Annotated in this window: 14 protein-coding genes, 1 pseudogene and 1 riboswitch; of the genes and pseudogenes, 5 read left to right on the plus strand and 10 right to left on the minus strand. The window is 45.2% G+C overall.

The features are described from left to right. Nucleotides 1–7: 7 nt before the first annotated feature. The gene (locus QUA00_RS15435) at nucleotides 8–6082 is read right to left on the minus strand and encodes an AAA family ATPase (RefSeq protein WP_333410147.1); all 6075 of its coding nucleotides are present in this window, start codon (nucleotides 6080–6082) and stop codon (nucleotides 8–10) included. 1485 nt (nucleotides 6083–7567) lie between these two features. After that, nucleotides 7568–7664: riboswitch (TPP riboswitch) on the plus strand. 7 nt (nucleotides 7665–7671) lie between these two features. On the opposite strand from QUA00_RS15435, the gene thiC reads away from it, so the two are divergent. Continuing rightward, nucleotides 7672–9045: a phosphomethylpyrimidine synthase ThiC gene (gene thiC / locus QUA00_RS15440; protein WP_333410148.1), complete on the plus strand. Its 1374-nt coding sequence runs from the start codon at nucleotides 7672–7674 to the stop codon at nucleotides 9043–9045. Between the two features lie 396 nt (nucleotides 9046–9441). Here thiC and QUA00_RS15445 read toward each other — a convergent pair whose 3' ends face one another. From QUA00_RS15445 to pyrE, 6 genes are all read right to left on the minus strand, one after another. Beyond that, nucleotides 9442–9558 carry a hypothetical protein gene (locus QUA00_RS15445; protein WP_333410149.1) on the minus strand — a complete coding sequence of 39 codons (117 nt, stop codon included), beginning with the start codon at nucleotides 9556–9558 and terminating at the stop codon, nucleotides 9442–9444. A 276-nt stretch (nucleotides 9559–9834) separates the two neighbouring features. Next, nucleotides 9835–10317 carry a hypothetical protein gene (locus QUA00_RS15450; protein ID WP_333139073.1) on the minus strand — a complete coding sequence of 161 codons (483 nt, stop codon included), beginning with the start codon at nucleotides 10315–10317 and terminating at the stop codon, nucleotides 9835–9837. A gap of 214 nt (nucleotides 10318–10531) precedes the next feature. Continuing rightward, a complete protein-coding gene (locus QUA00_RS15455; protein WP_333301342.1) occupies nucleotides 10532–11548 on the minus strand; it encodes a transposase in 1017 nt (338 codons plus the stop codon). Continuing rightward, nucleotides 11538–11813, minus strand: a complete 276-nt coding sequence (locus QUA00_RS15460) for a hypothetical protein (protein ID WP_333106363.1) — start codon at nucleotides 11811–11813, stop codon at nucleotides 11538–11540. The genes QUA00_RS15455 and QUA00_RS15460 overlap by 11 nt, the downstream gene beginning before the upstream one ends. A gap of 266 nt (nucleotides 11814–12079) precedes the next feature. Further along, the gene (gene dcm, locus QUA00_RS15465; protein WP_333410150.1) at nucleotides 12080–13366 is read right to left on the minus strand and encodes a DNA (cytosine-5-)-methyltransferase; all 1287 of its coding nucleotides are present in this window, start codon (nucleotides 13364–13366) and stop codon (nucleotides 12080–12082) included. Between the two features lie 114 nt (nucleotides 13367–13480). After that, the gene (gene pyrE, locus QUA00_RS15470) at nucleotides 13481–14056 is read right to left on the minus strand and encodes an orotate phosphoribosyltransferase (protein WP_333139077.1); all 576 of its coding nucleotides are present in this window, start codon (nucleotides 14054–14056) and stop codon (nucleotides 13481–13483) included. Between the two features lie 669 nt (nucleotides 14057–14725). On the opposite strand from pyrE, the gene QUA00_RS15475 reads away from it, so the two are divergent. After that, nucleotides 14726–15253: a hypothetical protein gene (locus QUA00_RS15475; RefSeq protein ID WP_333139079.1), complete on the plus strand. Its 528-nt coding sequence runs from the start codon at nucleotides 14726–14728 to the stop codon at nucleotides 15251–15253. A gap of 179 nt (nucleotides 15254–15432) precedes the next feature. On the opposite strand, the gene QUA00_RS15480 is transcribed toward QUA00_RS15475, so the two are convergent. Beyond that, entirely contained in the window at nucleotides 15433–16179 is a 747-nt protein-coding gene (locus tag QUA00_RS15480) for a pentapeptide repeat-containing protein (RefSeq protein WP_333410151.1), read from the minus strand. A 20-nt stretch (nucleotides 16180–16199) separates the two neighbouring features. Beyond that, nucleotides 16200–16844 carry a hypothetical protein gene (locus QUA00_RS15485; protein WP_333160944.1) on the minus strand — a complete coding sequence of 215 codons (645 nt, stop codon included), beginning with the start codon at nucleotides 16842–16844 and terminating at the stop codon, nucleotides 16200–16202. A 322-nt stretch (nucleotides 16845–17166) separates the two neighbouring features. On the opposite strand from QUA00_RS15485, the gene QUA00_RS15490 reads away from it, so the two are divergent. Together QUA00_RS15490 and QUA00_RS15495 are read left to right on the plus strand one after the other, a co-directional pair. Then, the gene (locus QUA00_RS15490; protein WP_333410152.1) at nucleotides 17167–17493 is read left to right on the plus strand and encodes a WGxxGxxG family protein; all 327 of its coding nucleotides are present in this window, start codon (nucleotides 17167–17169) and stop codon (nucleotides 17491–17493) included. Between the two features lie 113 nt (nucleotides 17494–17606). Further along, nucleotides 17607–17930, plus strand: a complete 324-nt coding sequence (locus QUA00_RS15495) for a WGxxGxxG family protein (protein WP_333288789.1) — start codon at nucleotides 17607–17609, stop codon at nucleotides 17928–17930. Nucleotides 17931–18314: 384 nt separating this feature from the next. Here QUA00_RS15495 and QUA00_RS15500 read toward each other — a convergent pair whose 3' ends face one another. After that, nucleotides 18315–23669, minus strand: coding sequence for a PAS domain S-box protein (locus QUA00_RS15500; RefSeq protein WP_333410153.1), 5355 nt, complete (start codon nucleotides 23667–23669; stop codon nucleotides 18315–18317). Between the two features lie 385 nt (nucleotides 23670–24054). On the opposite strand from QUA00_RS15500, the pseudogene QUA00_RS15505 reads away from it, so the two are divergent. Then, a pseudogene (locus QUA00_RS15505) lies at nucleotides 24055–25721 on the plus strand (IS1634 family transposase). Nucleotides 25722–26029: the final 308 nt, after the last annotated feature.

Raw genomic sequence — 26029 nt, forward strand, 5'->3', positions numbered from 1 at the left:
TTATTCCTCATCTAAACTGTTGAACAAATTCTACTAATTTGTCTTCTTCAAAGTTTTTGCTTAATTCAAGCAACTGATTGGCAAAAGGTGCATAACGGATATCTATTGCCTTCAGCTTGCTGGCTCGCTGCTCAATACTGAGGAGTTCACCTTTCATGGCTAAATCGAACAGGACTGCAACTTCTTCCGAAGGGGGAGCAATCAGTGGTTGGTCTTGGATTTGGGAAGGGGGATCGGTGAAGATACCTTCTGAACTGAAAGTTGTTCGCTCCTCATAAATCCATTCTAAACCTAAATGGTTTCCCAAGCATTCTAATAACTTTTCTGCCCGAATAGGTTTGAGGAGAAAAGCGTTGCAACCAGCCTGGAAAATGCTTTGGGGATCGCCAGATAAAATGCTAGCAGAAGTTCCGATCGCGATTACATCCTTCAAGGCAGAGATTTTTCTGATCCGCCTCACCGCTTCAAAGCCGTCCATGACTGGCATTACTAAGTCAATTATAATACAGTGCGGTTGAAATAACAGCGCTTTATTCACGCAGTCTTGACCGTCCGTTGCCTCCATTAATTCAAACCCAATGGGAGCTAAAAGATTAACTAGGACAGAGCGATTTTGCCAGCGATCGTCCACGACTAAAATTTTCCGCCGATCGCCTGAGTAACCCCTGATAATTTTTTCAGGTTCTTTTTGATACCCTCCCCAGCTTTCGGTAATAGGCAACTCTAACTCAAACCAGAAAATACTGCCTTTGCCTAAAGAGCTTTGTACTTTCAGTTCGCCGCCCATCATCTCCACTAATTGGCGACTAATTGGCAGCCCTAATCCTGTTCCCTCTATCTGGCGATCTGAACCGCTGGCTTGCTCGAAGGGCAAAAATATTTTTGAGAGTTCGTCCGGCCCGATGCCAATGCCTGTATCTTCTACTTGGAAAATAAATTTCGCTGTTGGGGATTGGGGATTGGGGATTGGTGATGACAAAGATTGCTGAGTCTTCACTCTGTCTACTTTAAAACTAACGCCTCCTTTTTCGGTGAACTTTATGGCATTACCGAGTAAGTTGATGAGAATTTGCCGCAATCTTTTTTCATCGGCTTGGACGCAAGTGGGAAGTCGAGTTAGCGGTTCGTAAATCAAAGAGATTCCCTTCTGTTGGGCGCGAATCTGGCAGATTTCAGTAATGCCTTGGAGAAAGTCTGACAGGTGAAACTCGGTGAGGTAGAGTTCCATTTTTCCGGCTTCGATTTTGGAGAGGTCTAGAACGTCATTGATCAGAGTTAGGAGATGTTCGCCACACTGATGAATGATGTTAATACCAGAATTTTGTTGACTGGTTAAACCTGTGTCTCGTTTGAGGATTTGGGTATAACCTAAAATGCCATTGAGCGGTGTGCGAAGTTCGTGGCTCATGTTGGCGAGAAATTGGCTTTTGGCGCGGTTTGCGGCTTCGGCCGCTTGTTCGGCTCGCTGTCTCTCTTGAATTTCTACTTCTAGGCGCGTATTTTTGGCTTTTAATTCCTCGGTTCGCTCTTCTACTTTGACTTCTAAAGTGTGATAGAGGTTGGCATTTTCTAAGGCGATCGCAGCTTGTCCCGATAGCATCCGCAACACTTCTACCCGCTTCGGCGTGAAAGCGCCAGCAATCACGTTGTTTTCTAGGTACAGGATGGCACTTAACTTACCTTGAGATAGGATAGGCGCACACAAAATAGATTTTGGTTTGTGTTGGGCAATGTAGGGGTCGGCGTTAAAGATTTCCTCGCGGCCCGAATCATTTAAAACGACATCTTTCTGAGTTCTGGTGACGTAATTAAGTACCGAGATAGGCACTTGCCCAGAAGTTGATACTGGTAAAGATTCTAGCACTCGGACTTGATCGTTAGTCCCCGCCGCTTCTATAACAAGTTGACCCTCTTTTGAGAGAATAAGCGATCCAGTTTCAGCGCCTGCGTTTTCTATCAAAATTTTCATTAACTTGGTGAGCAAGTTAGGTAGAACAATTTCGCTAGAAATGGCACTAGATGCTTTCATTACAGTTGCCAAGTCTAGCAACTCTGTTTGACCGCCTGTAATGGTCAAAGGAGGAATTGTCATCGTAGGGTTGAAAGCGGTTTCGGTGACTGCAGGCGATCGCGCTATTAATTGCGGGTATTTTTCTTCGAGATGTTTAACTTTAGCTAAAGCTCCCCAGCGCATATAGGCATAATAAGCATCGGTCATGTAAGTTCTGGCAATCTTTTCTTTACCCCAGGAAAAATAGAATTTAGCAGCGAGTTCGTGAGCTAGTGCTTCTTCGTTGATGTACTCGTTTTCTTTAGCCAGAGCGATCGCTTTGTCGTACATCTCCATTGCTTCTACTTTTTCGCCTAAAACCCGATGCTTTTCTGCCTCGACCAAATAGAATTTATGCAGATGATTCATTGGGGCATAATCCGCCCAGTTTTGCATTTTTTCTTGATTACTTTGTACGCGATCGCAAATTTTATGTTGCCCAGGCGCGGAGCTAGGGGCATACACCGCTAACCGTACTAAAGAATCGTAAAAATGGAATAGAGGAAGATGAGGTGTTGCGACTACTGCGTCCAAATAGTTCTCTTCTCTCTCTGTATTTTCAATCGCTTCTGAGTAATTTTCAAATAAATAACAAAGTATAATTTTATTTAAATATATGTAGGCAACTGCCGCTTTGTCGTTTGCTTGCTGGTGCAGGGGCAATCTTATCTCCTCATCGCAGGCTTCACCCTGGAGACGGCAGGTGTTTTCACTTTTTTCTAGCAGATTTAAGGTAGCCTGCCAATAAATTTCGTGATAATAAAGCGCTGTTTTCTGCTTAATTTTATGAATAGCATTTCTGTTGATGGCCATTTCTCTTTCAAGGGAAGTCAGTTCTTGGCCGGTATAGTAAGAGAAATAAGAGTACACCAATAGACCAAAAGCACCAAATTCTAAATCTCCCATTTCCAATCCGCTAGAGTAAGCTGATAGCAAAGGCTCTAATGTTTGTCTCAGATGCTCTTTCCAAGGTCGGATAAATATATTTACTATGACGACTGTTTTGGCTTTGATTTCTTGAGCATTTAACTTTGACAGCAGACTTAAAGCTAATTGACCAAACTGATAACCCGAATCAATATCTCCCACAACCCCGCAAAGCAGAAGACCATAATTGGCATAAGCAATGGGAGAAACAGAAGCATTACCATATTGGACGGATAAATCTACTTGTTTGCACACAGTCAACGGCAACAGTGTAGGAGCAGCAATATATGCAGGAGCAAAGATACTTGATAAAAGTTTGATGGCTGCTAGTTTATAGCGATCGCTCATTCGAGGCAGGTCAATTAAATCCTCAATTCGCGTTCCACTCAACATTGCCGCAGTTTCGCCTAGTGCCTGCCCAATATCGGACGGTTTCGGCTCAGAGGGAAACTCGACCCCTAATAGCTTTAAAACTTGTAGCGCTGTATTAACCGCTTCTAGCAGCCTGTTCTGCCCTATGTAAGCCTGCATCTGGACTTCGTACACTTTCACTTTGTCCAGCAGCGTTTTGGCGCAGTTTTGTACTATCTCAACGAATCTCTGCATTCCGTCAAAATCACCACTCAAATATGCTGATTCTGCTGCTTCCTCATGCAGCCTTAATGTCAGTTCATACCGATTCTCCCAGCTATCTACCGCTAACAGAGATAAACCCACTTGCAAATATTTGACGGCGGAATCGTGGGCTGTAGCAGCTTTGGCTTTCTGACCTGCAATCAGATTCAATTGGGCTAGTTCATATTTTTGGGATTCAGTGGTAAGTAAGTCAGTACCATAATTGAGTTGGTTAACTAAAGCGAAAATATTTTCTTTTCGGTCTTCTGGTGTTGTACTTTGCAGCAGCAGTTGACCGATTTTTAAGTGAGTTTCTTTTTTCTGCTCATCTGGAATCAAAGAATAGGCTGCTTGCTGCACTCGGTCATGTAAAAACTTGTAGTCAACCTTCACATCAGTTAAGGTAAAACCGCCCGATTCTTCCTGACTAAATACGAGGGGAATTTTGTATTCATTGCTCAAAGGTAAAATCAAGCCAGCTTGAAGTGCTTCCCACAATTGCGCCGCCGTGACTAAGGATAATTCCTGATTGACAATCGCCAAAACTTCTAAGTTAAAAGTGTTGCCAATACAAGCAGCAAATTTTAATACTTTTTGTGTATACTCTGGTAATTTGCGTATGTTTCTAGCAATCAGTTCTACAACATTGTAATCGGTGATGCCGATCGCTTGAATTTGCTCGATATTCCATTGCCAACCCCCCTTTGTCCCCCCTTGGTAAGGGGGGGTTAGGGGGGTGAAGTTATAAGTCAACAAATCTTCTTGATAGAGAGTTTTGAGGAGTTGACTTAAGAAGAAAGGATTTCCCTGCGTTTTATTAAAAAGTAGAGAGGCGAAATTTCGCGTCTTTACAGACAGGGGTTCCGAACCGCCAGATTCATTTAAAGTATCCGCAATTAATTCTTCGACATGAACCAGGTGTAATGGTTGAAGGACAATATTATTCACCGTCGCACCAGTTTGGCGAATCTTGTCAATCGTTTGCATCGTCGGATGAGTTGGATAAACTTCGTTATCTCGATATGCCCCAATCACCAATAAATACTCGCTATCAGAATCAGTTATTAGCAATTCAATTAATTTCAACGATGCCGAATCCGCCCACTGCAAGTCATCGAGGAAGATAACTAACGGATGGTCAATAGTCGTAAATACGCCAATGAATTGTTTAAAGACGCGACTGAAACGGTTTTGAGCTTCAGTTGCCCCTAGCTCAGGTACGGGTGGCTGTTTGCCAATAATTAATTCGATTTGAGGGATAACATCAATGATGACTTGTCCGTTATCACCTAAAGCGGATAACAGTTTTTCTTTCCAAGTTTGGATTTCTACTTCGCCTTCGGTTAGCAGTTGCTGAGTTAAGGATTGGAATGCTTGAATCAGAGAAGTATAAGGAATATTGCGCTTGAACTGGTCAAATTTACCTGCAATAAAATAACCTCGTTGCCGCACAATGGGTTTGTGAACTTCATTGACCAAAACTGTTTTGCCTATCCCGGAATAACCGGAAACCAGCATTAATTCGGTGGAACCACTGGCAACGCGATCGAAAGTTTCTAGAATATTTTCAATTTCTTGCTCGCGACCGTAGAGCTTTTGCGGTATATTTAATTGCCCTGCTTTATCCGCACTTCCAACAACAAAGTTGGAAATATATCCGCTAGCCTGTAATTTTACCAAGCAAGTTTCTAAGTCAAATTTTAGTCCCTCAGTGCTTTGGTAGCGGTCTTCAGCATTTTTAGCTAATAACTTCATCGCAATCGCTGAAATTTGGGGTGGGATTTCAGGATTTAGCTGGTGAGGGGGAATGGGAGTTTTGGCAATATGGCTGTGTACCAATTCCAGCGGGTCTGTGGAATTAAAGGGCAACTCGCCTGTGAGCATTTCATAGAAGGTAACGCCTAGTGAATAAAAATCAGTGCGGTAGTCAATTGACCGGTTCATCCGACCAGTTTGTTCTGGCGACATATAGGCGAGTGTGCCTTCGAGCAAATCTGGATGGCTGAGGGTCGAATTTTCTCGCTCCAGGCGCGAAGCGATGCTGAAATCAATAATTTGAACTTTTTCCGTGGCTGGGTTGATGATAATATTTTGTGGCTTTACATCTTTATGAATAATGTTATGTTTATGGATTTCGGCTAAGGCAGAGACAAGCTGGAGACCCAAAGAAAGAAATTGAATGATTGTGAGTTTTTTACGCTTCATCCAATCGTTTAGAGACTCGGAGCCTGAATCTTCTAATATTAGTGCTAAACCGTTTTTATAGCTTTCTAAACTAATGGCTTTGATAATCTGCTCTACGTTCAAGCTGTGCAGGATTTGATATTCGTGCCGCAAGCGGGTGATGTCAGAAAGAGTGGGATACTCAGCCTTTAGCGTTTTGACGATCGCGCTGGAAAAGTCCGAATCCTTGCGAGCGCGATCGACTGAAGTTCTTATCCCGCTGTGGAGGGTTTCAACGAATTGATAGCCAGCTAAGTTGATAGTCATTGTTATTCTAGCGATCGCAAGGGAATTGAGCGTGAGGTTGAGGCCGGTTTTAAAACTTAATTATTGTTAGAGCTGATTGTAACATAGCAATTTACTCAACAAAAGTTAGCCCAGTTTTTGCCAGGACTTTTCTACAAAGCGTAGAGGAGCCAAGGGCAGCGAGTCAGAAAGGCTTTTTATACAGCCAAAAGTTTACTATCTTAGAAAGGCTATGCTTGCTTTTAGCGAACTATGCTGCTCTATCTAGGATGCCCTAAAAATCTTAAAACATATTAAAAGTTAATAAAGTGTAATTTATTAATTTATTTATTGGCTTTTACTCTCCTTGGCTCCATCGGATTGTGCTCAAACGGATATCATTTAATTATATTTTTGTATCAATCAGTAAAGAAAATTTAACAATTTTAATAAAAATAAAAAAATAAATTCACGAAGCTTCAAATGAGTTTCAGGAATTATACCAATTTTCTAAAAGAGTGCTACAGTTAGTAGATGTCTTTTGTGTGAGTTACTACCCAAATATAAAGAGCGAAAATGTCAGGAGTTGTCAAGATTCAAATGGGGGAAACAGAAGCAGAACTGAAAGCTCTTCTCGCTCAGAGTTAAAGATGCTCACCGACAAGAACAACAGCAATCTCTGTATTGGGAGCATCTCAATGAAAGCAGCCCTCCGCTAGAAATTGGAGCCAGGAGCCAGGAGTCAGGAGTCAGGAGGAAAGAAGAAGGAGGAAGAAGAAGGAAGGAGCCATAATAAGTGTTTTTACAAATATGAGATGCTCCCTCTGTATTTGCCCAAAACCCAAACTGTACAAACTGTATCGTCTTCTTCTGTGCGCGTCGGGAAACATCGTACCTAGCCTGCAATGAAAGATGATTGTTTAGCTATCGTCAAGGGAGAATGGAATAAGCTGTTACGCATTTAAACGACTAACGAACCAGGTAAGGTGCGTCAGAAGCGAACACTTACAGTTAAAAGGGAAACGCTTATGTACTGACGCACCCTACAATCGTCCTTTAAATGTCGAACAGCTTAATTATTATCCCAAAAACCCGGTTCGGGAAGACCAAGAATAATCAATCGTAAAACTGTAGAGAAATTAGAGAAGGAATTGCCAGAACCCGCAGGATTCAGTAGCTACAAGGAATTACCTCAATGGTTGACAAGCTGCTGTGAGGTAAATGTATCATATCGGACAGTACATCAGTAGGCAATATCTCAAGTCAAAATAAAATTAAAAATCCCGCCTCCTGTAGCCGTGAAAAACCGCAAAAAGGGGCAGTAGAAGAATAAAAAAAACTGTCAGACCGGATTTTTATGCAGTTGAGGTGTGATTGTTTTTAGATTGTTAAATGTGGTACAATCCCACTTTTTAAACAACAGAATATCAGAAGCCCCAAAAGGGATCTCGCTCCCCCGATCTATCTCTCAATATTAAGATTTCCTTAGTTGCCGCCGTGGCGCACAGAAATCGGTGATACAATCAACAGCTTAGCTAGGGGTGCCCGAATATCCGGGCTGAGAAAACACCCTTAGAACCTGAGTCTGGGTAATACCAGCGGAGGGAAGCTGTTTATCAAGGAAATTAAATATGCGTACCGAATGGATCGCTAAGCGTCAGGGCCAAAGCAATGTATCTCAAATGCACTACGCCCGTCAAGGTGTAATTACTGAGGAAATGCACTTTGTTGCTAGGCGAGAGAATCTCCCGCCAGAACTGATCCGCGCGGAAGTAGCGCGGGGACGGATGATTATTCCCGCTAATATCAATCACCCGAATTTGGAACCGATGGCGATCGGCATTGCGTCTAAATGCAAAGTCAATGCTAATATCGGTGCATCTCCCAACTCTTCCAATATGGAAGAAGAAGTTGACAAGCTTAAATTAGCAGTGAAATACGGCGCTGATACCGTGATGGACTTGTCCACCGGCGGCGGCAATTTGGATGAAATTCGCACTACGATTATCAAAGCTTCACCGGTGCCGATCGGTACTGTACCAATTTACCAAGCTTTAGAAAGCGTTCATGGTAATATGGAAAGTCTGACGCCCAATGACTTTCTTCACATCATTGACAAACACGCTCAACAAGGCGTTGATTACCAAACAATTCACGCCGGAATTTTGATCGAGCATTTGCCGTTGGTAAAAAATCGGTTGACTGGGATTGTCTCTCGCGGCGGCGGCATTTTGGCGCGGTGGATGCTGCATCACCACAAACAAAATCCCCTCTACACTCACTTTAACGACATCATTGAAATCTTCAAAAAATACGATGTTTCGTTTAGTTTGGGAGATTCTTTGCGCCCCGGTTGCACTCACGATGCGTCGGATGATGCTCAATTAGCTGAACTCAAAACTTTGGGACAATTAACTCGCAAAGCTTGGGAACATGATGTGCAGGTAATGGTGGAAGGCCCCGGCCACGTGCCGATGGATCAAATTGAGTTTAATGTCAAAAAACAAATGGAGGAGTGTTCGGAAGCACCCTTCTATGTTTTGGGGCCGTTGGTGACAGATATTGCGCCTGGATACGACCACATTACCTCAGCAATTGGGGCGGCGATGGCAGGTTGGTACGGTACTGCAATGCTGTGTTACGTGACGCCGAAGGAACACTTAGGATTGCCGAATGCTGAGGATGTCCGAAACGGGCTGATTGCTTACAAAATCGCGGCTCACGCTGCAGATATTGCGCGGGGCCGTCCGGGTGCGCGCGATCGCGATGATGAACTCTCGAAAGCGCGTTACAATTTCGATTGGAACCGTCAATTTGAGCTGTCATTAGATCCAGAACGGGCAAAGGAATATCACGACGAAACTTTGCCGGCGGATATCTACAAAACTGCTGAATTCTGTTCAATGTGCGGGCCTAAGTTCTGTCCGATGCAGACTAAGGTTGATGCCGATGCTTTGACGGAATTAGAGAAGTTTTTGGCTAAGGAACCTGTAGCCCAAAGCTAATTGGATTAATTCGTAGGGTGGGCATTGCTCACCTTACTTAATCCTAAAGCTGTTTCGTTTCTTGTGGGGCGGCCATCCTGCCCGCTCAAAAGTAGGGTGCTGATGGCGCACCTTACTTAAGGTTAGATTAAAAGCAGTTTCCGAAAAGGAGAATTGCGATGTTCCCTTGCAGGTACTTTTTTGTTACCCAGGAATCCAGAATTTTATCGAGATTGGGAAGAGCAAAAAAAGTAGCTATTTGCTCTTTAGTTAATAGTTTGCCATCTTAGTCATGCCCAAATTCTTTATTTCGCCTTGTCGATATAAAACTCTTCATCAACTCAATTTCGTCTAAACTGCACTAGCCTCGCAAACCCAGTTTGCAAGAATGAAGAGAATTGCTACCGCGATAGTCAATTAGCGGCCTACCCTGTACTGGTAAACTAACTGAGCGTCGGGATTGATTTCGCTGCTTAAGAGGCATTCCGTTTCCCGATTCAAGGAACTAGCGGCGGCTTCAAACGCTAATCTCATGCCGCCTCTTCCTGAGAATAAGTCAATAAAACGGATTTTTTTCATGGCTATTAAGCCGGTGGTGAAAACTCATATTTTGTGCTATTTTTTAATGGAGGCAGAGCCTCTAGATATTCATTACCAGGCAGAGCCTGGTAACGAGAAATATGGAGGCAGAGCCTCTAGATATTCATTACCAGGTAGAGCCTGGTAACGAGAAATTTTCAATTCGTAGGGTGCGTTAACGCCGTGTAACGCACCGCCAGCCTCATGCACCATTTGAGCTAGGTAAAAGATTTACCTGGATATGTTAGCTCGCGCTGTCTGTTGACACGTTGAAAGAATGCGGCGATCGTTTGCGCTAATTGTGCGAATAGAATGCAGATTTGTTAGCTGAGTATTGACTTCAACTGTTTGAATTTGTCCGCCTGACATGGTTTTCCCGTACAGTGTATTTCCCTCAATTTTACCAGTGAAGCACGCAAAGTCCGATCGCGGCGCGTAGATTGCACCAACGACGCGATCGTTCTGACGTTGAAACACGATATAGTTTTGAAGAACTTGGTTGGGCTGTGGCGAATCTCCGTACAGGTAAATACCATCTGGCAAAGCAGCAACATTAGTCTTAGATGGATTTTGTTGTGCTTGAAGCGGTTGTTGCTGAATCCCAACACCAATTAGTGTCAGAGGACAAATAAAGGCTGTTGCCAGTCGTTTCCATTTCTCTTTAACAGATGCAGGTAAAATCATTACTGCTTCTCCTTGCGCGTCATCTAACATATTAAAACAGTCTTCTCTAGTTAATATCTCGCTCAGGTTATAATTTCGCTGTGCTAAAATAGGCCTATTGGTAGAGACTCTCAACCTGAAAGCTTGCGCTTGTTTAGCACCGAAAACTTTATTTTCCCTTGTCCTCCAAGTACCTGAGCTGATTTTGATAAAATTAGAGCAGACATAGTTTCTAATCCCACCCAATCAATACTTCGGACAGTTTTTAAGCAGCGAGAGTACCATAGGATAGGACTGACGGAAGGTTAGGGTGATTTAAAATTAAATTCCGGTCTAAATCTAACTTATCAATAAAGGTGTAAAGTATATGCCTATTGAATTCACGGCGTTTATAAGAGGTCATGGAAAACACGAATGGCTTGGGAGATGAATGACGATTATAAGCTTCATATTTGGCTAAATTTAAAGCAATTAGACTGGCGTTAAAATGAAAATCAAGGCATTGACCACTACGAGATTGACAATTGGATAAGCCCGTAAATTGTTTGGCATCACGAAAAATAAACTCAATCTGAAAACGAGCCTGATAATACTCAAGTATTTGCTCACCTGTCAGCTCGATATCAGTGCTGAATAATAAAATATTTTTGATTTTACCATTGGGTTGGAGTTCTGAAAGACAAGCTAAACGTATTTTGCATTTTAAAGAAACACTCCATACTACTAATGAGTAAAGCTTAACTCCCGGTTTAACTTCTTTGATGAAGGTTAAGTTTTTTAACTTATTACATTCTACTTTTCCATCGTATTTACGAGGTGCACCTATTTTATTTTTTTCACCTGTATAGAGGTACTTTAAGTTGGCATCTGAGCGTAATTTACTAATCAAATTTAAATTTGAATTTCGTACAGCATCCCAGAACTTAGCGCGGCAATAATAACCATCAGCTACCAAATAGCGTACAGATTCTGGCAATAAAGAACGGGTTTTTTTTAAATGTTGAGCATAGTCGTCAACTCTTGTTATCTCAGGCGTTGAGCATAGTCGTGCTTTTTTTTTAGTTGGTTTTTTTGATTTTCTTTTCCTTTGAGCAGTGAGGGGATTTTTGGGTAGTTCTGTGGGAGGACGCCAGGGTGTTTGTTGTACACTCACACTATAAGACAAATGAGTTTCGACTTCGACCACAGAAATTACAGAAATTTCTAATCCCTCTTCTGGTCTGCCAGCTACACCATTATAAAAGCTAGCTTTCCCTTCAGTTTTTTTGCCACTATGAGTCAATAAATGAACAATCGATTACAGCAATAATAGTTTGCTCAGAATCCAAGGCTTTATTGATAAAGTATTGATTAAATTCTGCGAAATCAAAGTTTTTCAAAAAATGCCGACGATAAGTTTTTTCACTCAACGAACTGTAACGGCTCAGATTGGTAAAGTTTACCTTGCCATAAACAAGCAATATGGTGGAAAACAAGGTCACCATAAACTTTTTTTGGGATTGACTAATCCCTGACATTTGTTGTAAAATTGATTCTAGAATATTCATCAGGCATTTTTTTAAGTTCGTCTATTTTTTGAGCTTAATCTAAAAAGTGCCTTTTTTTGGGAGTTTCGGTTAAAATTCCAGGGATTTTTTGTCTCTGTTCGGGGAGCGTCCCTGTTCCAAAACTGTCCGAAGTATTGCCCAATAAAACACCGATCTAAGGTTGATGCCGATGCTTTCACGGAATTAGAGAAGTTTTTGGCTAAGGAACCTGTAGCGCCAAGCTAGTTCCTAGGGTGAGCGAAAATACTCGGCTCACCCTTCCCAATTCACCAGGAGCTAACTTTTTCTTGGGTAGAGTACAAAACATTCTGAATAACTTCTAGAGCAACAGCTTTAACTACATTAATACTTACACTATTACCCAGTTGATGATAAGCTTTATCATCATTAGGATGCAAAATAAAACTATCGGAAAAACCTTGTAACCGCGCCGCCTCGCGGGGAGTAATCCTGCGGACTCGGTTATGAGAGTAAACTCCTAATCTATTAGCATCACTGGCAACAATTGTTACAGAAATTTTATGCAGATCGAGAAATTTATAGACTTCAAAGGAAAAGTTACCGGATACAGGTTTGTATTGATTGTTGTTCCGTTGCAGGTACTTTTTTGTTACCAAGGAATCCAGCATTTCATCGAGATTGGGATGAGAAAAAAAAGTAGCTATTTGCTCTTTAGTTAATAGCTTGCCATCTTGGTCAGCTCCAAATTCTTTATTGCGCCTTTTCAATATAAAAAGATTCATTAATTCAATTTCGTCTAAACTGCACTCGCCTCGCAAACCCAGTTCCCAAGAATGAATCGAATTGCCACCGCGATAGTCAATTAGCCGCCTACCGTGCAAGCGACTGAAATCATTGTTAACTATTTGTTTCAAGGCATTAACAAATTCTGGCGAACAATCATATTTTGGATCTGGATTGTCTTCCAAAATATCTGCAACTGTAACAGGTTGACTTAACGGGGAAAATAACGATAGCTGTTGATGACTAGAGGAATGCGAATCTTTTGGGCCTAAGTCAGAAATTAAGCCAAATTGGGGCGAAGCATTTAAAATTCCTACTAGGTAAACTCGGACACGGTTCTGAGGTAAGCTAAAGTTAGAGCTGTTAAGCAAGAAATAATCGAAGCTGTAACCTCGGCTTTTGATTTCGCCCTTAATAGTTTCGAGGGTTCTGCCGCCGTCGTGGCTGACAAGCCCCCGCACGTTCTCGAAAATAAATGCTTGAGGTTTAAAGGTATCAATTAACCTTGCAATCTCAAAAAATAGGGTGCCTCTGGTATCTCCAAAGCCCTCTTTTTTGCCAGCATAGGAGAAAGACTGACAAGGAAATCCCGCTAGTAAAATTTCATGTTCAGGCAGTTTGTCAATTAATCGGATGTCGCCTAAAGGTGTGTCGGCAAAGTTTTTCTGGTAAACTAATTGAGCGTCGGAATTGATTTCGCTGCTTAATACGCATTCTGTTTCCAGATTCAAGGAACGAGCGGCGGATTCAAAGGCTAATCTCATGCCGCCTATTCCTGAGAATAAGTCAATAAAACGGATGGTTTTCATAGCCTTATTCTCGCTGGTTAAGATTGATATCTTGCACTATTGTTAACATGAGGCAGAGCGAAAATATCTGCGTTACCAAGTTCTACCTGGTAACGAAGGGAATCGCACAAACTGCTATTTCTTGCTACTAATCCATTCCTTAAGATCGTTAATCGTAAAAACTGTTTCAAAGTCCAATCCAACAGATTGATAAAACTGGGCACCACCTTGCTCCCTGTCAATCAGCGACAACACGCGATCGACTTTATAACCCGCACCGCGCAACCGTTCCACCGCCTGCATCGCCGACTTACCCGTCGTCACCACATCCTCCAAAACCGCCACATTCGTCCCCTCTGGCAACAGCGGCCCCTCAATGTACGCCATTGTCCCGTGTCCCTTCGTCTCCTTTCTGACAATTAGCGCCGGAATCGATCGACCTTCCAGAGCCGAAACCACACTCACAGCAGTTACAATCGGGTCAGCACCCAAAGTCAAACCGCCCACAGCTTGCACCTCCGACGACAACATCGACAACAGCAAACGTCCCGTTGCCAAAGCACCTTCAGCGTGCAGCGTCACCGGTTTGCAGTTAATGTAATAAGAACTTTTCTGCCCCGAAGACAGCACAAAATCGCCTTCGCGATAGGCAAACTCGCACAACAAATCTAGAAGTCGATCGCGCAACACCTTTAAATCCGCAGCATCCATAACTCACACCCTATAAAAAACACAAATAATCCGCCGATAATCAGTTTATCAAAAAATTGGGTTGAAAATCCCGTCTTTCGCTTGACCGAAGGCATCCAGGATAAAAGCCCCCGGATTCATTCCAACGCGCCAACTCAGGACCGGTGAAATAAAAAACCTGTCTCCGATGAAACTTGCCCCCGAATTTATCCGTGGGGTCAATGCTTCAATTCTAAAATCTAAAATCTAAAATCTAAAATCGCTTGACGGCTTTTTGATAGAATACACATGGTTGTAATTCCCAAGGTGGGCGGTTGTGAAGCGGCTTTTAGTCGGCACCCTCGAACCTGAAAGCTTTTTAAAAGCAAAAAGAAGGGTAGCGAAAACCTTGTAAAACAGAGCTGGGGAATCAACGCATTCTCACCCACCAGAAAATCAATAATTTGTTTCAATCAAGTAGGGTGGGGCACACCCGAACTCTAGGTTCGTACCCTAGTACGCTTTTGGAGATAGACCCTCTGGGGTGGTTGTGAGTTAAGCTGGTCAATTGGTGCAATTGCACGGTTGAAAAGTTTGAGTATTGCCGAAAGGACGCAACATTTTAAGGTCAGTCGCTGAATTAAGAATCCCTGTCCTTTAGGTCAGGGAGTGTCAAAGTGGAATCGGAATTAATTAAGGAGGCCCAAATATATGAGTCAAAAGTTAAAAAGCCTGAGCGGCGCGTTGATTCTCGCTGTCGCCTCTGCTGCAATGGCATCCGTCAAACCAGCTCAAGCACAAACAGAGCGATTTCATCCAATTGCCGACGACTTCAACCGACAATTTTTTCAAGCTTCAGGAGACTTTTACCACAACGTCAGCTTGCAAGGTTACTTGGGCGACTATTTAGGCATCGGTTCCCCCAGCGGCGTCGTTGCCTTTCCCGAAAAAGAAATTGAGCGGGATGCTAGTCGCGTCAACGGCTTCTACCGACGAGTAATGCAGCGGCAAGTTTCCAGCGATCCGATTCTGCGCGTCCCAGATGCCGTCAATCCCTTCGATGCCTCAATCATGGCACTGCCTCCAGCTTGCCAGCTAGCACCTCAACCGAGCGGCTGTTTCCCCACTCCCGCCGGACTCCAAGATCAGTTTACACTTCCAACACAGCAGGAAGGTTCACCGACTGATCAAGGGCCCGTTAGAGGACTTTATCAAGTATCGCCCCCTGGCAAAAATTAATCGATCGACAGTTGCGAGTTTTGAGCCGAGGCGGGTTTACTCTCATCTCGGATTTGTATTAGAGAGAAAGTCTGAACCCGCCCCAAAAATTCATGTTTTGGCAATCCTTTCGGTAAACGCGCCACTGGCTTTCTTTTAACTATCGCGGTTATTTTACAGGACTAAATATTATCCAATATTTATCGAACAATGCTGCCGTCAGGCATGATTGTTCCTTTCAAAATAGCTTCCCCCAAAATCGCTCCCGCCAAGTTCGCTCCCCTAAGATTGGCCCCGGTCAAATTCGCCCCTCTCAAATCAGCTTTGCCGAGGTTTGCCCACCGGAAATCTGCCGCGCTCAACTGTGCAAAACTGAGATTTGCCCGGAAAAGATATGCTCCAGTGAAGTGAGCTTCCCCGAGGTTAGCTTTAGAGAAATTAGCTGCATAGCAATGTGCTTCAATCAATTCGGCTTGAGTCAGATTGGCTTGACTGAGATTAGCAAAGTTGAGGTTCGCGCCCATTGCATTAACTCGAAACATCACCGCACCGATTAAATTCGCCTCTCCAAAATCGGTTTGTTGGAGATTTGCACCGCTAATATCCGCCCCAATTAAATTAGCACCGCTCAAATCAGATCCTCTGAAGTCAGCCGCTTGGAGGTTGGTTCCAGTTAAATTAGCTTTAATTAAATTAGTTTCGAGCAGTTGCGCTCCAGCAAGATTTGCTAAACTGATGTTGGATTCGGCGAGGTTTGCCGCAATTAATTTAGCCTTAAACAAATCGGTCTTAAAAAGGTTAGACCGCCAAAGATACGCACCTCTGAGATTTGCTTCGGCGAGGTTAGCTTCGCTGAGATCCGGTTCTATATTTGGGTTGAGACTTCTCCATTCAATCCAAGTAACTGCACCTTTTTTTAACAGCGCTAAATGCTGTGTATTTGCCATAATTGCATCTCCTTTAACGGCTATTCCTTGCGACCAACAATTGCTGGATTTTCTCGACCCGTCACGTTTTCCACCGCCGCAATTGCTGCCTGGGAACCTGCTATAATATCTCGTTCTGCGCCGCCGAGGTAAAGCCGTCCGAAACTTCCTACAGCCTGAACCTCTAAGATGTTAATAGATGCGCCTTTTTCTGCTTCATTGGCCGCCAGCGCTGCATAGGCCGCCGGTTCTACTTCTAAGACATAAAGCGTTTGTCCCGCCAGCAGCAACTGTCCGCGGCGGGTGCGGTTGATTAATTGTGTTTGGTGGGGGTCAATGTTGCGAATAATTTGACTGGAAATCACTCGCGGTTTGATACCTTCTTCTCTGCGGACTCCCATGAATTCTAGAATTGCTTTGCCTGCGGCCCGCGTTTCCCCCTGCAGGCCCGAGTGTACTTCTAGAAGGCCGTACAAGCGTTCGACTATCTGCACTCCTGGGCGCACGGAGGCAGATTTGAGGGCGACATCGGTAATTCGGTTAATTTCGATACCGGGGGAGATTTCTATCCACAGCGACGCATCCCCCGGCAGCGGCAAGAATCCGGCGGCGATGGTGCCGATGTATGCTGCGTGCTGCGGCTGCAAGTTGTCTAGAAATACGTAGCTGCGTAGCTCTATACCCAAAAGTTTTTATCTCCGTCGATCGAGTTCCAACACTTGTATGTGCAATATCTGAGTTTACCGTTTTTTGTCAACCACACCTTGTCTATTGTCGGGACTGCCGCACTGCCTCACAACTGGGTGAGGTGCCAGACCCGCTATTTCTAGTGTCGGAGTGCCTCCGCGAGCAATCTTTAATTTTGTGCGCCTGCTAAAAATTTGATATCAATCTGTAGTTATACGTGGAACATAACCATCTTTACTGCTAGAGGTGGATTTAACTTTAAAAGCCAGCCGATATAGTTTTGATAGTTAAAGATTTTAGCCAACAGAGAGCATTTGAATTATGAAACGTTCTGATTTATCCAAAGCAATCGGTGCAGGTATTATAGCTGCTGGTTTAGCCTTAGCACCAGCTCATCTCCCTGCTTCAGCTCAGACAGATACAACTGGCGGTACAACTGGCGGTACAACCGGCACTACAACCACCACCACAACTCCTGGTTCCGATGTCTACAATGCTGAAACCGATCGCGATTTTGATTGGGGATGGTTGGGATTGCTCGGCTTGTCTGGCTTGTTGGGTTTAATACCCAAAAAACGCGAAGAAAATGTCCGCTATACCACTACAACGAGCGATCGCGAACCCGCTGCGCGCACTGACTACCGCTAAGAATTGAGTCTTACTGCTGTCGGTCTTATGCAGGGACAGGATGTTTTAACGTGTCTGCAGATCGATATAGTTTTGATAGTTAAAGATTTTAGCCAACAAAGAGGAGCTGAATTATGAAACGTTCTGATTTATCCAAAGCAATCGGTGCAGGTATTATAGCTGCTGGTTTAGCCCTAGCACCTGCTCATCTCCCTGCTTCCGCTCAGACAGATACAACTGGCGGTACAACTTCCGGTACTAACAGCACAACAACCACCACAACTCCTCGCTCCGATGTCTACAATGCTGAAACCGATCGCGATTTTGATTGGGGATGGTTGGGATTGCTAGGCTTGTCTGGTTTGTTGGGTTTGATTCCCCGCAAACGCGAAGAAAATGTCCGCTATACAACTACAACGAGCGATCGCGAGCCTGCGGCGCGCAGTGACTACCGCTAAGAATTGAGTCTTAGTGTTGTGGGCATTATGCAGGGACAGGATGTTTTAACCTGTCCGACGATCGCCAATAATCATCAAAAAACCTCCATCCGTGAGGTTTTTTTGTTTGAGATGATGCGCGATCGAACCAGGATTAAATTGGTTACATCTGACCTATTGCACCATTCTCATGAACAGGCTTTCCGCCCGCTTCCACAAAGAGTGAATTTTCTTGCGCGCCGTTGCTCATAGCCACTCAATAAAATCATTATTGAGAAGGGTGCAATATTTCAGATATAACGGACTTGAAATTATTAACTTTTTCCTTTTTTCTTCCTTTATTGCTTCGCGTTCTTTGCGTCTTCGCGGTTCATTAAATAAAGACTTTTCAGACACAAAAAGACCTTAAAAAATGTTTTCGCCCGATCGATCGAGTACCTCCCCAATCGCCTGCACCAACTTGTCGGGGTCTAAAGGCTTACAAATGTGTCGCTGGAACCCCGCAGCCAGGGCCTGCTGATAGTCAATTTCTCCAGCATAAGCCGTGAGGGCGATCGCCGGAACCAGTCCCCCTTTGTCAGGCGCCAGAGCCCGAACCTGTCGCATCAACATATAACCGTCGGTATCGGGCATTCCAATATCGCTCAACAGCAAATCCGGCACAGACTGGGTTAAAAACGCCAAGGCATCGGCGGCGTTAGCAACTGCTGTCACACTTGCCCCACAATCCTCAAGCAGAAAAACCACTAAATCTCGCGCATCGGCATCATCATCCACCGCTAACACCTTGATACCGCTCAAATTGAAGGATTGGCCCGGCGACGCAGTTCCCACAGGACTTGTCGGAGATTGCACGGGCATCAGAGGTATCCTGACAGTCAAGGTTGCACCTTGTCCTTCGCCGGCACTGTCGGATTTCACCGTGCCGCCGTGGAGTTCGACGAGATGGCGGACGATCGCCAATCCTAAACCCAATCCGCCAAACTTGCGCGTCATCGTACTGTCAGCTTGCCGGAAGTAGTCGAATACATAGGGCAGAAAATCAGGTTCGATACCTTTTCCCGTATCAGTTACAGTAATTTGGGCCAAGGTGTCCACCCGATCGAGAACGACTTCAATTTTGCCTCCCGGCGGGGTGAACTTGACGGCATTTGACAGCAAATTCCAGACAACCTGCTGAAGTCTGCCCGCATCGCCCAACACCGGGCCGAGATTCGGTGCAAATTGAGTGCTGATTTGAATCGACTTGACTTCCGCCGCCAGACGCATCGTTTCAATAGCAGCGCTGATCACCCCGACTAAATCCACAGGTGCAATATTCAAGCTAACCTTGCCTTGCAGAATCCCCGACACGTCGAGCAAATCTTCGATAAGCTGGGTTTGCAGTTTGGCGTTGCGCTCGATCGTCTCTAAGGCGTAACGCTGCTTTTCCGGTGTCAAAATGTTCGATTGAAGCAGCTTCGTCCACCCCAAAATCGGGTTTAAGGGAGTCCGCAATTCGTGGGACAAAACAGCCAAAAATTCGTCTTTGACGCGGTTAGCCTGTTCTGCTTCTTCCCGCGCTGCCTTTTCCCGTGCTAGAAGGCGTTCCCGTTCTGCTTCTGCAACTTTTTGATCGGTAATATCGGTGTTGGTGCCACACCAGCGCAGCACGTTGCCTTGATCGTCGCGAATCGCCACAGCGCAGGAGAGAAACCAGCGGTACGATCCGTCTTTGCCGCGCAAGGGGAAAGTATCTTCCCAGAGTTCCCCTGTTTCAATGCAGCGCCTAAATTTTTCGACAACGCGATCGAGGTGTTCCGGGTGGTGTACCAGTTGCCAGCCCCAGCCTAGCATTTCTTCTAGCGCCCGGCCCGTGTACTCAAACCAGCGCTGGTTATACCATAAACTCCCGCCAGTGGGATCTGTGATCCAGGCCAACTGAGCGATGTTGTCAGCTAGAGCGCGGAACCGAGCCTCGCTTTCGTGCAGCTCATGCAGGGCTCGCGCGTGCAGGATCACCACCCAGAGGCGAGCCACCACTTCTTGCATCAGCCAAACTTCATCGGGCCGCCAGTGCCGAACCACCTTTGATGTCACCAGCAAAAGAGCCACCCAGCGCCCTTCCTGAAGGCAGGGAACATCGACCAAAGCACGAATCGACACGGCCCCGTAGTTATCGACCAAATGCGCTGTATGCGGGTGATTAGCGATATCTGAGATGACAAGTGTTTGACCTGCTATAGAGAGAGCTTTCAGTTCTGGGGTCTTAAAGTCTGAGATTTGATAGGTGCCGACGGTGCTGGCGAGGTCGGACTGGTGCCAGTCTTGCCGGACAATTGCCCGATCGGCTTCTACATCGATTTCGTGCCAGATGCAGCGATCGACTTTTAAATATTCTCCCAGACAGTTCATCGCTTCCGACAACATTTCTGCGGGGTTGAAGCGCTGCCGCAAGCGGACTTCGAGATCGGAGAGAAACTGCTCGTTGAGTTGGGCTTGTTTGCGATCGTGAATATCAGTATTCGTGCCGATCCACTCGACAATTTCGCCCCCTGCGTCGCGAATTGGCACGGCGCGGGACAAATGCCAGCGTTCCATCTGGTCTGCTGCCCGCCGCAGGCGCAGCTCAAGTTGATAAACTTCTCCGGTGATTTGACATTCTTCCCAGCGGGCCCAAGATTCTGCCAAATCCGAGGGCGGGACTAGGGATTCCCAATTGCTTTGAACGGCTTCCTCGTAAGACATTCCCAGATATTCCAACCATTGTTGTTGATTGGTAAAGCGAATTTCCCCGGCGGAGCTTACGTTCCAAATCAGGTGGGGCAGCGACTCAGCCAAGAAGCGGAAGCGGCGATCGCTTTCTGCTAAGCTTTCTTCGGCTCGTTTGCGATCGTCAATATCAATGCCAATCCCAGCCCATTGCACCACCTTTCCCTTCCTGTCTTTGACGGGCACAAGTCGCGCTAGATGCCAGCGATAATTACCATCAAACCTGCGTACCCGACACTCGAATTCGTAGGCTTCCCCTGCTTCCATCGCAGGAGTGCGCGTACCCACAACTGCTGGCAGATCATCAGGATGAAATAATTGCAGCACCGGTGCAGGCAGCGGCAATTCTGGCCTCATGCCGGTGTAGGTTGTCCAGTGTTTGTTGCAAAACTCTAACCTGCCGTCGGCGGTGTTGATCCACATTAATTCCGGGACGCCATCGGCGAGGGTGCGGTAGAGATTTTCGCTGTGCCGCAGTGCTTCTTCTATTTGCCGCCGCTCGGTTTTGTCCTGCATGATTTTCAGGAAACCTTGCACCTCGCCGGCTGCGTCGCGCAGGGGCATCACCAGCCCGCTGCCCCAAAAGCGGCTGCCATCTTTGCGGAGGTGCCAGCGCTCGTTTTCTGCCTTTCCCTGAGTCAGGGCGATGTGCATTTCTGCTTCCGGCATTCGGGCTGCTGAGTCTTCTGGGGTGAAGATGATTCGTCCGTGCTGCCCGACGATTTCAGCTTCGGAATAGCCCAGCACTCTCTCGGCCCCTGCGTTCCAAGTGGTAATGTGTCCGCCGATGTCGAGGGTGAAGATGGCATAGTCTTTGGCGCTGTCGAGAATTAACTGCAGGTGGGTTTCACGATCGCGCAATGCTGCTTCTGCTTGTTTGCGCTGGGTAATGTTGCTGGTGAAGCCGACTATTTTGGTCACTTCACCTTGCTGGTTGCGGATCAAACAGCCACGCTCCGAAACCTCGATCCAGCGCCCGTCTTCGTGCCGGACTCGGTACTCGATTTCATAGCGATCGGGAATATTCAAGATTGATTCCCCCCCGGCTTGGATGTGTGCCAAATCGACGGGATGGATGCGTTCTCTCCACCACTCTGGTGTTGCCGGTGCATCCTCTGGGCAGACACCGACGATCGAGCACAATCCCTCGGAACGGTAAACTGAGTTTGCTGCCAAATCCCACTCAAACACCATGCCGTCGATCGCCCTTGTAGCTAATTGGAAACGGTTGTAGCTTTCTTGCAAGGCGAGTTCGGCCATTTTGCGAGCGGTAATTTCCTGTACCACGATATGAATCCCGACAATCTCTCCGCCTCTGTCTCTGAGCGGCCACCAATTCTGCAGCCAAGTGCGAACAACAGTGGGTTGAGCCCTGGTTGCACCGGTGAGTTCAAAATTCCGGATCGGTTTTCCGGTGTCGAGAAGGTGGCGCAACAAAGGTTCGGCTGTGTCTGCCCAGTCGGGGACAATTTCGCGCAGAGTGTGGCCGATGTGCATTTCTATGGCCAAGCCGTTCATTTGGGCAAACCGCTGGTTGATCCGCACGAACCGCAAATCTGTGTCTAAAACGGCCAAACCCACGGGAGTTGTTTGGTAGAGCGACTCTATCTCTAGAAGTTGACGGCGCACGGTTTGCTCGCTCTCTTGCAGCGCGAGTTCGGCCTTTTTGCGATCGGTAGCATCAAATAATACTCCGATAAACCGCACTGCTTCCCCTGCGGCGTCGTAGAGATAGCGCCCGAACGCGCTCAACCAGCGGATTTCTCCGTTGTCGGCCCGGATGATGCGGTATTCGGGGGAGTAGAACGAGCTCGTTTGTCGAGCTGTTTCTATGGCCTGCAGGACTTGCTTTAAGTCGTCTGGATGCACGCTGTTTTCCCACACAGCCGCGCTTGCTTCGCCGCCCGGTACCGGTTCGCAGCCCAAAATGCTGAAATGGGTCGCCGACCAAATTAGTCGATTTGTTCGCACGTCTAAATCCCAGGTTGCCATGCCTGAGCCTTCGATGGCGACGCTCAAACGTTCTTCGCTTTGTTTCAAGGCAATTTCAGTTTGTTTGCGATCGCTGATATCTGTGAGGGAGCCCACGGCCCGCAGGGGATTGCCTGACTCATCCCAAATTGCTCGCCCTCTGGCTAAAACCCATTTGTAGCGCCCGTCGCGACAGCGAACTCGGTACTCGCAGCAGTAATGTGAGGTTTCTCGATGCAAGTGCTGCTGCCAATTGCTTTGCATTATCTCCACATCATCGGGATGAATGTAGCTCAAAAATTGGCTGAAGTCATTGATTTCTTCCGGCCCACGTTCCAAAATCTCTAAACAGCGATCGCTCAGGAAATGGCAATTTGTTTGCAGGTTGTAATCCCAAATGCCGTCGTTGTTGCCCTGTAAGGCTAGCTGCCAGCGTTCTTCGCTTTCTCGCAAAGCTTCTTTGGTTCGATCGGCGCGATCGATTTGTACGGCGGCAACGGCAAAGTCTGCTAGGGCGATCGCAATCCGCAAGTCTTCGGCATCGAACTGGCGATCGTCCTCGTGAGATACAATCCATATTGCCCCCAGCAATTGATTTTCTGCTGGCAGTGGCACGACTAACGCTTCGGCGATCGGCTTTTCTAGCTGCTGCAAGTCGGTAAAGTATTGTTCTGGAGCGAAGTAAAGCTGGGGAGTTTGGCGATCGAAACCTGCTCCCGACAAACGCAATGTGCGGGGTGTGTTTGTGTGTGCTGCAGCTTCCCACGCGCCCGCCAAGGCCTCCCAGCGAAAGATTTGTTCGGAACTGCCATTTTCTTCTAGCAAGCAGACTCCGACGCTTCCTGCACTGCACAAATCTTGAGCGATCGTAACCAGTGTTTTGAGCAGCGTGCGAGGGGAGGTTGCCAGTTGTCGGGCCAGCATTTGCAGCGCTCGGTTTTCTGCTTTGCAATCGTGCGATCGTGGGGTGCGGCGTGACAGTTCCTCGGCGATCGGAATGTCGGTTAAATTAGTTTCTGAGGTTTGCCAAGCTTCCATCAATTAGTCGTCTCTACGTCTTGCGGTCTGAGCTGGCGAGCGTATATTATCAGCGCCCTATTAAAGTATCTGCTATATTATATTATCTACCGACAGACAGAAGATGTGATCTATCTTGGGAATTACTTTTTAATTTTCAGGGTAGTTGATTGGGAGCAGTCCTATTTTGTAAAAAGCGTTTTTTAGGAGTGCGAGCATCCCGATCGCTTTATATATTTTTAGCGACCAAGATTGTCGCACTCCTGTCAAACCCACATTCCGCAGGTCTTTAAATAGAATTGATGGTTATAAAATTTAAAAATTAAAGCCGGAAGTGATTACGGGGCAATCACTTCCGGCTTTTTTGAGATACAATGAACGAATGAGGAGCCAAGAGGAAAAAACCATGAATGAGCATGAAGAAGCCATAAAAGTCCTAAATTTAGACCATTTAGGAATAGTAGCAGGGATAATAGACGAGATGGAATTAGTAGAAGAAGTCAATAAAATAGTAGGAATAACAACCCAAGAAATGCTCAGCCCAGGACAAGTCATGAAAGCAATGATTTTGAATGGACTAGGCTTTTTAAGCGCCCCATTATACATATTCGAGGAATTTTTCGTAGGCAAAGCAACATCACATCTAATAGGAAAGGGAATATTACCGGAACATCTAAACGACGATAGACTGGGAAGAGCCCTGGATAAATATTATCAAGTGGGAACCACAAAACTCTTCACAACAATCGCCATGAAAGCTGCCCATAAATTCCAAGTAAAAATGAACACAATCCACTTAGATGGAAGTTCAATGTACGTACAAGGAGAATATAAAACCCAAGTTGAAAACAGCGACCAAACAGAAAAAGAACCCGGATCAGAAACATCAGAAATGAAACCAATAGAAATAGTTCACGGATATTCACTCTTACCATCGACCAGACCTGAAACAATTTATCATAGACATGATTGTAACAGGAGACGGAGACATACCACTATATTTAAAAATCGATTCAGGAAACATCGACGACAAAAGCGTATTCGTATCAAGACTAAAAGAATTCAAAAAGCAGTGGACATTTGAAGGAATCTGCGTAGCAGACAGCGCCTTATACACCAGGGAAAATCTATCAGCAATGACAGGAATCAAATGGATAACAAGAGTCCCATTAAGCATAAAATCAGCCCAAGAACAAATCGTAGACATCCAAGAAAGCGAATGGCAATCAAGCTCAAAAAAAGGATATAAGATAGCCGAAAGAGCTAGCGAATATGGAAACATCAAACAAAGATGGTTAGTCATAGAAAGTGAACTCAGAAAACAAGCAAGCATCAAACAAATAGACAAACAAGTAAACAAACAACAATCAAGCGCCCAAGCCGCACTACGCAAGCTTTCCCGGCAAAAATTTGCCTGCGTTGCCGACGCAGAAACCGCCATAAAAAATCTATCAGACACATGGAAATATCACCAGATCACCGAAATTGAATGTCAAGAAAAAAGCCATAAAAAACAAAAAACACCAGCCAAAAAAGCTAGTGATATAGACACAATAGCCTATCAAATAATCGGTAAAATAGAAACCAGACCCAAAATAATATCCGCCGAAAAAATTAAAGCAGGGAGATTTATACTGGCAACAAACATTTTAGATAAAAACGAAATAACCAACCAGCAGATATTAGAAGAATACAAAGACCAACAAAGTAACGAAAGAGGATTTAGATTTTTAAAAGACCCATTATTTTTCACATCAAGCGTCTTCGTGAAAAAACCCGAGAGAGTAGAAGCAATTGCCATGATAATGGGAGTATGTTTATTAGTATATAATCTCGCGAATAAGAAAGTTGAGACAAGAATTAGAATCAGCCAATGCCAGCATCAGAAACCAGGTCAAGAAAATGACAAATAAACCGACAATGCGGTGGGTATTTCAGATGTTTCAAGCCGTACATTTAGTCAACCTCAATGGAGCCGAACAAATCAGCAACTTAACAAAGGAACGTCGGGAGATATTAAATTATTTAGGAAAGGTTTGCGGTCAATATTATTTAATAGTTGAAGATGGGTAACGCGGAAAATAAACCGGAGAATATGGTTGAATAAATTCAAATAATTGGCAACATAACAATCATGTTGCCGGAATTTTAGTGTCTAATTTAGGGAAAATCAGTTCAGATATTGCCGAAGGAATATATTTGGAAATATCTGTAAATTAAAATTTGTTATAGTTCGCCAAAATCGCAAAAAAATGATACTAAAATTATAAAAGGTAGGCACAGATATTTTTCCTACACTGAATGTATGATAATCCTTAGTCATTAAAGCCAGAACTGCGGAATGTGGGGTCAAAGCAAAACAGAGATGTACTCCGATGATG

This window comes from Microcoleus sp. T2B6 (assembly GCF_036700475.1).
Lineage (GTDB): Bacteria > Cyanobacteriota > Cyanobacteriia > Cyanobacteriales > Microcoleaceae > Microcoleus.